The organism is Bradyrhizobium sp. CCBAU 45384 (assembly GCF_028128665.1).
In the GTDB taxonomy this organism is placed as follows: Bacteria; Pseudomonadota; Alphaproteobacteria; order Rhizobiales; family Xanthobacteraceae; genus Bradyrhizobium; species Bradyrhizobium manausense.
The window spans coordinates 68,129-78,377 of the sequence record NZ_LBIZ01000091.1 but is presented as its reverse complement, the minus strand read 5'-3'; the positions used below and the strand labels follow the sequence as shown (position 1 = coordinate 78,377).

The window sequence follows — 10,249 nt, the reverse complement described above, 5'->3', positions numbered from 1 at the left end:
TATGAACCGAGCCGCAAGGCCGTCTCGGCCATTCGGCTTCGATCCCCACTCGCGCGAATACGGAGAGCGGCACGCCGCTCGCATTCTTTTTTCAACAAAGAGCTAAAGGGCTGCGCCCTTGGCGCGCGCAAGGCATCCAAACGCTACGCGCCGCCTCCACACGTCTCCCGCAAGGGCGGGGCCCTCGTGCGGACCCTCGGCGCTGCAGGCGAAGAACGTCCGCATCATGCCCGAAACCAGCCGCCCGGGCGATAACCCCCCAGATACCGACGATCCGAGCTTCACTGCTCCGATCTTCGCCAACCTGTTCACCGATGAAGAAGGCGAGGGCTTCAGCTAGATCTGGTCTCGTCCTAACTGTCGGAACGGCGATTGATCCGATCCGCAATGCCTCGCCCGGTTGGTCTGGGCGGGCATTAATTTGCGCAGGAGCTGGCCGCGCTCTTGCGGCAGCGTCGCACCACGACCATGCGAGCTTCGCAGGATGGACGCACTGATTCCCTCAAGGAGCTTCAGTCGCAAGCAACCTACGGCGCGTCGTCGTGCTTGAGGTGTCGCTTACGGATATTGTAACTCACCAGCCAGATCACGCTGACTGCGATCGGCACGAAGGCTGCGGTCAGGAACGAGGGCTCTACCCGCAGTCCGACGTCATGCGCGCCCTTGGCAAGATAGCTAAACAAGCTGACTACATAATATCCTATCGCCCCGACCGATAATCCTTCGACCGTGCACTGCAGACGAAGTTGCTGTCTCGCGCGTTCGTTGATAGCCTGCAACAGGTCACGATGTTGTCGTTCGATTTCGACGTCGACACGGGTCCGCAACAGATCGGCGGCACGCGCCAGCTTGACCGACAGAGCCGCCTGACGATCCTCTACGGTCGCGCAGGTTCGCATTGCGGGCGCCATGCGGCGCGCCAGAAACGACGACCAGGTTGGATAACCTGAGACATCATTGCCTTCAATGATGGACAGTCGTGATTGGACCAGCTCGTTGTAGGCCCTGCTGGCGCCGAAGCGAAACAGGCTTCCGGTCGCGCCTTTTTCGAAGGAGGCGGCCAGCGCAGTCAGCTCGGCGAGCAAATCGTTGTTGAACTGCAGCCCCTCACCGCTCTGCATTTTTTCGAGCGCCTCAACAAGGCGGCGGTCGATGCGATCAACGGAAGGTGCAAGCTCAAGGGCGGCCGATAGGCCAAGCAGCGCCAGTGGACGGTAGGTCTCGATCTCCAGGAGCCGTTGCACCAGCGCTCCGAGATCGTGCGACGTCAATCCAAGGTCGCAGACGAGAATTTTCGTAAAGCCTTTTTCGTCTACGCGGAAGTCTGAGGCGGCAACGCCTGCGCCGCTCTTTGTAGCAACCATGGCCAGGCTGTTCTTGTCAAAAACCTGTTCGGCGCGCCTGGTCGGCGAGGCGTCCTGCTCCACTTCTAGCCTGATCGCGACCAGCAACTGGCCGGTTTGACGCAACGCGCGGATCAGTGATCGGACGGTACCATCAACTTTGTCAAATCGGTCTGCGGCAGAACCATTTGTGTTTCTCCAGATCCAGGTGAATGTTGTGAATTCCGAATGCTGCTCCCAACGTAGCGTAGCGGGCTCGATGACAATCTGATGAAGTTTCGCCGATTGCTCAGGCGGCGGAAGATTGCGCTCGAGGCAAAAATCGATAAAACGGCAGCGATCGCTTGTGGCCGCCTCACCCTGCGCAAGAAAAGCCAAGTGGATCACGCTGAATGGCGAAACAAGGCGGGTGAAAGGGCGCGCGTGCACTTCGCCGAGCACGGCGTCGCGTTGCGGATGTGGCGTGAAGGTTCGAAGATCAAATTCATCGACCATGTAATTGACGCCTCTCTTCAGGGTGAGCAAGCAGCCGTCAGCCGCGCGAGGCGTGGCAAGCCGGAGCGTATTCCGTTCCCCGAGCGGGGTGCAGACAGGCGATTTCTGTTACGGCAACCACATTGTCGATTGACAGATCGAGGCCCAAACACGACTCCCATCTTGTTGCCGCCGCCCTGACGCGGAGAGGCGGTGCAGGATTTGGGCCATCACTGTAGAAGGGGCTCGCTTGCGTCTTTGACGCAGTGGCTTTCGAAGACAGTTGGAGGCGGGTTTCAGACATGAAGCGCGCTTGTATCTGACAGGATGCGTACGTGGCGCAGGCCAGAGGAAATTGCCTGTTTGCACGGTGATCGCTCGCCAGGCGGCTACATTCTCTGAGACGCCATCCTGTGGACGGATTTTGTCTATGCAGAGGCCGGCGACTGACCGGGCTCGGACCAGCCCGGCAGGGATTGGCCGATCGGCGGATAACGTCACGCCGCGTGAGGTGACGTTATCACGCAGCCGGAGCGCACGCCGTCATCGTCTTTTGAGGTGACATTCAGGGCAGTGCAAGCGCCGCGGCTCGCTCGCAGTGAGGCAGATACGTGGCGAGTGTCGTGAGCGATCGACCGAATAGCGCGGATCACAAGTACGGCCGCCTCGACTTGGCAGGCGTATTGCTCGAGTGCGGTCGCGGAGGTTTTGATCCGCCTGTCGCCACGCGGCCGAGAGCCAATCTCGGTCAAACTCGCTCGCCGGTCTTTGCAGGACGCGAGGATCGCCACGTTCTCGTCGATGTCAGTTCTGTTTCGGGTCGAGCGGACGAAGCGGCGTCTTCGATGAGTGGATCTGGCCGAAGGCCGGCTAAGAAGCCTCGATCGCTTATGGCACAACAGCGGCGTCACAACTTTCATCCCCTGCTGGCTGCGCCGTCATTCCTCGTGAAACAAGAAAGTTCCTCCTTCGCTGTTGAGCCGTGCGGGGTGCGCCGTTGATCGCCTCCGGCCTGTCGATCATCATCGAGGCCGCAAGGTGCGGGCTGGGAAATTCGCCGCATAGCCACCGGCAAAGGCTTGAACCTCAAGTTCAACCTGATGCCGGTCGGCGACGGATAGCGGTCGACCGTCGCTATGCGGTCTACCCGGTACAGAGAATTTGGATGACCCGCTTCACCCAGCTCGCGAAGCTGTTATGTACTGTCGGATGGCCCGGCCGGCTTTCGGAAACGCGGCATTGAGCGGCCGTGCGGGCAAGCGGCTGCGGGCAAAGAAAAGCGTCTACATCTCCCCAAGCCTCCGCTACGTTCGTCCGGAGCATTGCGAGCGCATCTAAGGTCCTGACGAGGTCCACCCCGAGAGCCAAGCATGCTTGAAATATCGCGCAAGGGCTGCCCCGCACACTAAGCGCGAGAGCAGGCCTTTGTCGGGCACTTGCTGGGCCGGTTGTCGACATTAAGACTCAATGCCAGAAACCTGACACTACGCGCCGCTGCGAAGCGTCTGCTGAGCCTGCGAATTCACTTCGGCACGCGATTTGCTCTGTTCACGGCATAGTTGCCAAGCGCACTGCGATGGTCTTCGGGACGGACCGCCGCGTTAGTGTCTGATCCCTCCAACGGTTTGCTGTGGCAGTGACTTGGCGCTCGGTTGTTGACCGAGAAAATGCAGGCAGGTGTTGGATGCGATCTAGAGTGCTTCCTTTGGGAGCCACAACAATTGCGCCCGTCGCGAGCGGCGCAACCAAAGCGGCGAACTTTGAGCCAGGAGTGAAACTGCCACCGGCAGTGTGGGACTGGTCCGGGGGCTATATTGGCGGACAGGTACGGTCGACCTCCTTCACCAATCCCTGCGGTCAGTCGATCCTATGGCGATGGGTTCGATGTCACCCGGCACAACCCGCTCCTGTCGATTGGCCAAGCATTTCTGCTTGGGCGCTGCGCTGGCGGGCCTGCAATTGCGATGCGCCTTCCCCGCGCTGTTGGTGCGACTGGAGGATCTAGCACCGATCGTCGCCGCGGAGGACGTCGTCTACATGCCGTTTTACGTCCTTCGCTGCCCGCAGCGTCCGCCGGTCACCTTCCGCCCTTCCATCACTTAGAGGTTGAAGTGCCCCCATGTCCGAACAACCCTTGCCGACGCTGCCGATGTGGCGCGTCGATCACATCGAACCCTCGCCCGAGATGTTGGTGCTGCGCGCCAACGGTCCGATCCACCGCGTGCGCTTCCCGTCCGGGCACAAAGGCTGGTGGGTGACAGGCTACGACGAGGCCAAGGCGGTACTGTCTGACGCGGCGTTCCGGCCGGCGGGAATGCCGCCGGCGGCATTCACCCCGGACTCGGTGATTCTCGGTTCGCCCGGCTGGCTGGTCTCTCACGAGGGGGCCGAGCATGCCCGGTTGCGCACGATCGTGGCGCCGTCTTTCAGCAACCACAGGGTGAAGCTGCTCGCCCAGCAGGTCGAGGCGATCGCCGCGCAGTTGTTCGAGACGTTGGCAGCCCAGCCCCAGCCGGCCGACCTGCGGCGCCACCTCTCATTTCCCCTTCCGGCCATGGTCATCAGCGCGCTGATGGGCGTGCTCTACGAGGATCACGCCTTTTTCGCCGGGGTGTCCGACGAGGTGATGACGCACCAGCATGAAAGCGGCCCGCGCAGCGCGTCGCGCCTGGCTCGGGACGAACTGCGCGCCTACATTCGCGGCAAGATGAGGGACAAGCGCCAGGATCCGGGCGACAACCTGTTAACGGATCTGCTCGCGGCGGTCGACCAGGGCAACGCGACCGAGGAAGAGGCGATCGGCCTGGCGGCGGGCATGTTGGTGGCGGGCCACGAGAGCACTGTCGCGCAGATCGAATTCGGCCTGCTGGCTATGTTCCGCCATCCGCTACAGCGCGAAAGCCTGGTCCGCGATCCATCCCTGGTGGACAAGGCGGTGGAGGAAATCCTGCGTATGTACCCGCCGGGCGCGGGCTGGGACGGCATCATGCGCTATCCGAGGACCGACGTGACCATCGCGGGCGTGCATATTCCCCCGGAAAGCAAGGTGCTGGTCGGCCTGCCGGCGACGTCGTTCGATACGCGCCATTTCGTCGACCCGGAAATCTTCGACATCGGACGCGACGGAGAGCCGCACCTGGCGTTCTCTTCCGGGTCGCACTCCTGCATCGGCGCGGCGCTGGCCAGGCTGGAACTCAAGGTGGTGTTCGGTTCGATCTTCCAGCGCTTTCCCGCGTTGCGCCTGGCCGTGTCGCCCGAAGAATTGAAGTTGCGCAAGGAGATCATCACGGGCGGGTTCGAGCAGTTCCCCGTGCTCTGGTGATGCCGCGGACGCCACGGGCGATCTCGATCTTCTCCGGAATCTGCCGCGCGCCGGTCAGATCAGCCAACCAACAGGTAACCAAGATGGACGTGCAAGAAACCACGGCAGCATGCCGGGACGCGTTCGCCGAACTGGCGTCGCCAACCTGCATCCACAACCCCTATCCGTTCATGCGGTGGTTGCGCGAGCACGATCCGGTGCATCGCGCGGCGTCGGGCCTCTTTCTGTTGAGCCGCCACGCCGATATCTCCTGGGCATTTAAGGCCACGGGCGATGCGTTTCGGGGACCGGCGCCGGGCGAACTGGCGCGCTATTTCCCGCGTGCGGCGAGAAGCCTGTCGCTCAATCTGCTGGCGTCCACGCTTGCGATGAAGGACCCACCGACGCATACGCGTCTGCGCCGGCTCATCTCGCGCGATTTCACCATGCGCCAGATCGACAACCTGCGGCCGAGCATCGCGCGCATCGTCGCAGCGCGCCTGGACGGCATGGCGCCCGCGCTGGAGCGCGGGGAGGCGGTGGACCTGCATCGGGAATTCGCGCTGACCTTGCCCATGCTGGTCTTCGCCGAACTATTTGGCATGCCCCAAGACGACATGTTCGGGCTCGCCGCCGGCATCGGCGCCATTCTGGAAGGCCTGAACCCGCACGCCAGCGATCCCCAGCTCGCCGCGGCGGACGCGGCCAGTGCCAGGGTGCTGGCCTACTTCGGCTGCCTCATAAAGCGCAAGCGCACCGATCCCCGCCACGACATCGTGTCGATGCTGGTCGGCGCACATGATGATGATGCCGACACGCTATCGGATGCCGAGTTGATCAGCATGTTGTGGGGCATGCTGCTGGGCGGCTTCGCGACCACTGCTGCGACCATCGACCATGCGGTCCTGGCGATGCTGGCGTATCCCGAACAGCGGCGCTGGCTGCAGGCAGACGCCGCGGGGGTGAAGGCATTCGTCGAAGAAGTCCTGCGCTGCGACGCGCCCGCGATGTTCAGCTCCATTCCGCGTATCGCCCTGCGCGACATCGAACTGGGCGGCGTGGTAATCCCGAAGAACGCGGACGTGCGCGTGCTGATCGCGTCCGGCAATCGCGACCCGGACGCTTTCGCCGATCCCGATCGCTTCGATGCCGCGCGGTTCTACGGCACCAGTCCAGGCATGTCGACCGACGGCAAGATCATGCTGAGCTTCGGTCACGGCATTCACTTCTGCCTCGGTGCGCAACTGGCCCGGGTGCAGTTGGCCGAGAGCCTGCCGCGAATCCAGGCCCGCTTCCCCAGGCTAGCATTGGCCGAACAGCCGACCCGGGAGCCCTCGGCGTTCCTTCGGACGTTCCGCGCGCTGCCGGTGCGGCTGCATGCGCAGGGGAGCTGAGATGCGCGTCATGGTCGACCAGCACCTGTGCGGAACCAGCGGGCAGTGCGTGCTGACGCTGCCGGGCACCTTTCGCCAGCGCGAACCGGACGGCGTGGCCGAAGTGTGCGTGTCGACGGTCCCGCAGGCGCTGCACGCCGCCGTGCGGCTCGCGGCCAGCCAGTGCCCGGTCGCCGCCATTAGGGTCATCGAAAGCGACGCTGGCGATGGCGAGCGCGGCAGCGCCGGCCCTGCGCCTTCTTCAGCGGAGGCCGAGCGGCATGCCGCGAAAGACCGGCACAATCTAGGATGATACGATGGGACGGTTTGAAGGCAAAGTGGCCGTGGTGACCGGCGCCGGCGCCGGCATCGGCAAGGCATGCGCCCTCGCCATCGCGCGCGAGGGCGGCAGAGTGGTGGTGGCCGACATTGAAGGCTCGGCGGCTATCGCTTGCACCGCGCAGATCGCGGCCGAAGCGGGCCACGCGCTCGCCCTGGCGATTGACATTGCCGATGCGCAGGCGGTGGCAGTGCTGTTCGAGACGGCGGAGCGGCACTTCGGTGGGGTCGACCTGCTGGTGAACAACGCGAGCGCGATGCATCTGACCCCGCGCGACCGCGGGATCCTCGAGCTGGACCTAGCGGTCTGGGATCAGACCATGGCGACCAATCTGCGTGGCACGCTGCTCTGCTGCCGACAGGCCATCCCACGGATGATCGCCCGCGGTGGTGGCGCGATCGTCAACATGTCGTCGTGCCAGGGGCTCAGCGGTGACACCGCGCTGACGTCCTACGCCGCGTCGAAGGCGGCGATGAACATGCTGTCGGCCTCACTCGCCACCCAATACGGTCATGCGCAGATCCGCTGCAATGCGGTTGCGCCGGGTCTCATCATGACCGAGCGACTCCTCGCCAAGCTGGACGCGTGCATGCAACGGCATCTGCGCCGGCACCAGCTCCTGCCGCGTGTCGGCCACCCCGACGACGTGGCCGCGCTGGTGGCATTCCTGCTCTCCGACGATGCTGCGTTCATCACCGGCCAGGTCGTGTGCATCGATGGCGGCATGCTGGCGCATGTGCCGACATACGCCGACGGTGGCAACAGCTGGGCCGCGCGGCCTGCCGACGATACCGCCGAAGCGGCCGCAGCGCCATGCGGCTGACGGACATGCTGCTCAACCCGTTAGACCGTCGACACTGCCTGCGGCACGACATCCCGGTCGTGCCCGGCGCTTTCCCGCTGGTCGGGCATCTTCCCGCCATCGCCAGAGACCTGCCGCGCCTGCTCCGGCGCGCGGAACAGACGCTGGGTAGCCACTTCTGGCTGGATTTTGGTCCTGTCGGCCACCTGATGACCTGCATGGATCCGGATGCTCTCGCACTGCTCCGGCACAAGGACGTGTCCTCGGCGCTGATCGAAGACATCGCGCCCGAATTGTTTGGCGGAACGTTGGTCGCCCAGGACGGCATCGCGCACCGGCAGGCGCGCGATGCGATCCAGGCGGCGCTTTTGCCCAAGGGGCTGACCCAGGCCGGCATCGGCGAGCTGTTCGCGCCCGTCATCCAGGCGCGCGTGCAGAGGTGGCGTGACCGGGGCGACGTCACCATCCTGCGCGAAACCGGCGATCTGATGCTCAAGCTCATCTTCAGTCTCATGGGAATCCCCGCGCACGACCTGCGGGGATGGCATCGCAAGTACCGGCAACTGCTGCAGTTGGTCGTCGCGCCCCCGATCGACCTGCCCGGACTGCCCTTGCGGCGCGGCCGCGCTGCCCGCGACTGGATCGATGCGCGGTTGCGCGAGTTCGTCCGCGCCGCGCGCGAACATGCCTCGCGCACCGGGTTGATCAACGACATGGTGAGCGCCTTTGATCGCAGCGACGATGAGCTTTCCGATGACGTCCTGGTCGCCAATATCCGCTTGCTGCTGCTTGGTGGTCACGACACCACCGCTTCGACGATGGCCTGGATGGTGATCGAGCTAGCGCGGCAGCCTGGGTTGTGGGACGCCCTGGTCGAGGAGGCGCAACGCGTAGGCGCGGTGCCGATCCGGCACGCGGACCTGACGCAGTGTCCGATCGCCGAGGCGCTGTTCCGCGAGACGCTGCGCGTGCATCCGCCGACGCCGCTCTTAGTGCGTCGCGCACTGCGTGAATTGCGACTCGGCCAACGGCGCATTCCTGCGGGCACCGATCTGTGCATACCGCTGCTGCATTTCTCGACCTCGGCGCTGCTGCACGAGGCGCCTGATCAGTTTCGGCTGGCGCGGTGGCTGCAACGCACCGACCCGATCCGGCCGGTGGACATGCTGCAGTTCGGTACTGGCCCACACGTCTGCATGGGCTACCACTTGGCATGGCTGGAACTGGTGCAGTTCTGTATCGCCTTGGCGCTGACCATGCACGAGGCCGGGGTGAGGCCGCGGTTGCTGAGCGGCGTCGAAAAAGGCCGGCGTTATTACCCGACCGCACATCCGTCTATGGCTACCCGCATCGGATTCTCATGAGTTGGCATCGCATGCTCCGTGTGGTGAGGCAGCGGCGCCGGCGGCGAGCGGCATTGCTGCACTCGGCGCGCGCGCTCGGTGCGGGGCCTGCAACACCGCGGCGGCTCGCCGCTCGTCGTGGCTGTCTCCTGGCAGGTACAAGGACATGAACAACATGCAGACCGGTTCCACGCCACACGACGACCGAGCTGGCGTTTCCGCGAACCGCGGATTGGGCGCGCAGGCGCGCGGCGCATCCGGCAGGCTGCTGCCCGAGATCTGGATGCAGGACGGCGTAAAGCGGGTCGAACAGGCGCTGGCGCGTCTTCTCTGCGTCCAAGACGACGGTGAGACCGAGCTGATGGCGGCGATGCGCTACGCCACCTTGCACGGCGGCAAGCGCACGCGCGCCTTGCTCTGTTTGGCTGCCGGCGCACTGGCCGACACGCCGGCGCACATGCTCTATGACGTCGGTGCCGCCATCGAGATGATGCACGCCTGTACGTTGGTCCACGACGATCTGCCCGCGATGGACGACGACGTGCTTCGCCGCGGCCTCCCGACCGTGCACGTCAAGTTCGGCGAAGCCACCGCGATCCTGGTCGGCGATGCGCTGCAGGCGCACGCCTTCCTAACCCTGGCGAGCCTGGATGCGCCGGGCGACAACCGTATCGCGCTCGTGCGCGAACTGGCGCAGGCGGTGTCCGTCGAGGGTGCCGCGGGCGGGCAGGCCATGGATCTGTCGCTGGTTGGAAAGCACGTCGAGCTGGACAGGATCCTGGTGATGCACCGGATGAAGTGCGGAGCGCTCGTGCGCGCATCCGTTCGTATGGGCGCGCTATGCGCCATCACGGAGGATGTCGCGCACGCTGCGCTGTACTGTGCGCTCGATCGCTACAGCGCCTGTTTCGGCCTGGCGTTGCAGGTGATCGACGACATTCTCGACGCGACAGCGGATACCGCGACCCTAGGCAAGACCCCCGGCAAGGACGCGGCGGCGCGGAAGCCGACCTGCGCGTCGATCATGGGGCTGCAGGCAGCGCGCCAGTTCGTGTCGGATCTGTTGCGCGACGCCGGGGAGGCCGTCGCCCCGTTGGGGGCGCGTGCGGAACGCTTGGCGCAGATCCTGCAGCGGGCCGACGCATCTCTGTTCCAGCACGCGCCATGCGCATGAGCGCGCCCGTACGCATGGAGTCGCCCCTGTGCCATGCGATCGGCCGGCGGCAGCGGTGCATGCTGCACTGTGTCCGAGCCCGCGGCGCCGATCGCAGCG

General features: G+C 64.7%; 7 protein-coding genes and 1 pseudogene. 7 read left to right on the top strand and 1 reads right to left on the bottom strand.

Annotation, left to right across the window (positions count from 1 at the left end; genetic code table 11):
* Positions 1–199: 199 nt before the first annotated feature.
* Positions 200–340: pseudogene (locus XH80_RS07870) on the top strand (DUF736 domain-containing protein); the annotation flags it as partial.
* A gap of 187 nt (positions 341–527) precedes the next feature.
* On the opposite strand, the gene XH80_RS07865 reads toward XH80_RS07870, so the two are convergent.
* Positions 528–1,838, bottom strand: coding sequence for a DUF3422 family protein (locus tag XH80_RS07865; RefSeq protein ID WP_271598095.1), 1,311 nt, complete (start codon positions 1,836–1,838; stop codon positions 528–530).
* Positions 1,839–3,936: 2,098 nt separating this feature from the next.
* Between XH80_RS07865 and XH80_RS07860 the strand changes: the two genes are divergently transcribed.
* The 6 genes from XH80_RS07860 to XH80_RS07835 all read left to right on the top strand — a co-directional run bounded on the left by XH80_RS07860 (position 3,937) and on the right by XH80_RS07835 (position 10,150).
* The gene (locus XH80_RS07860) at positions 3,937–5,139 is read left to right on the top strand and encodes a cytochrome P450 (protein ID WP_271598094.1); all 1,203 of its coding nucleotides are present in this window, start codon (positions 3,937–3,939) and stop codon (positions 5,137–5,139) included.
* An 83-nt stretch (positions 5,140–5,222) separates the two neighbouring features.
* Entirely contained in the window at positions 5,223–6,512 is a 1,290-nt protein-coding gene (locus tag XH80_RS07855; protein ID WP_271598093.1) for a cytochrome P450, read from the top strand.
* Between the two features lies 1 nt (position 6,513).
* Positions 6,514–6,804 (top strand): ferredoxin, encoded by a 291-nt coding sequence (locus XH80_RS07850; protein ID WP_271598092.1) that lies wholly within the window; start codon positions 6,514–6,516, stop codon positions 6,802–6,804.
* A 4-nt stretch (positions 6,805–6,808) separates the two neighbouring features.
* Positions 6,809–7,654, top strand: a complete 846-nt coding sequence (locus XH80_RS07845; RefSeq protein WP_271598091.1) for an SDR family oxidoreductase — start codon at positions 6,809–6,811, stop codon at positions 7,652–7,654.
* Positions 7,655–7,659: 5 nt separating this feature from the next.
* On the top strand, positions 7,660–8,997 hold the full coding sequence (locus XH80_RS07840) for a cytochrome P450 (protein WP_271598098.1): 1,338 nt from the start codon (positions 7,660–7,662) through the stop codon (positions 8,995–8,997).
* Positions 8,998–9,151: 154 nt separating this feature from the next.
* The gene (locus tag XH80_RS07835; RefSeq protein WP_271598097.1) at positions 9,152–10,150 is read left to right on the top strand and encodes a polyprenyl synthetase family protein; all 999 of its coding nucleotides are present in this window, start codon (positions 9,152–9,154) and stop codon (positions 10,148–10,150) included.
* Positions 10,151–10,249 lie beyond the last annotated feature (99 nt).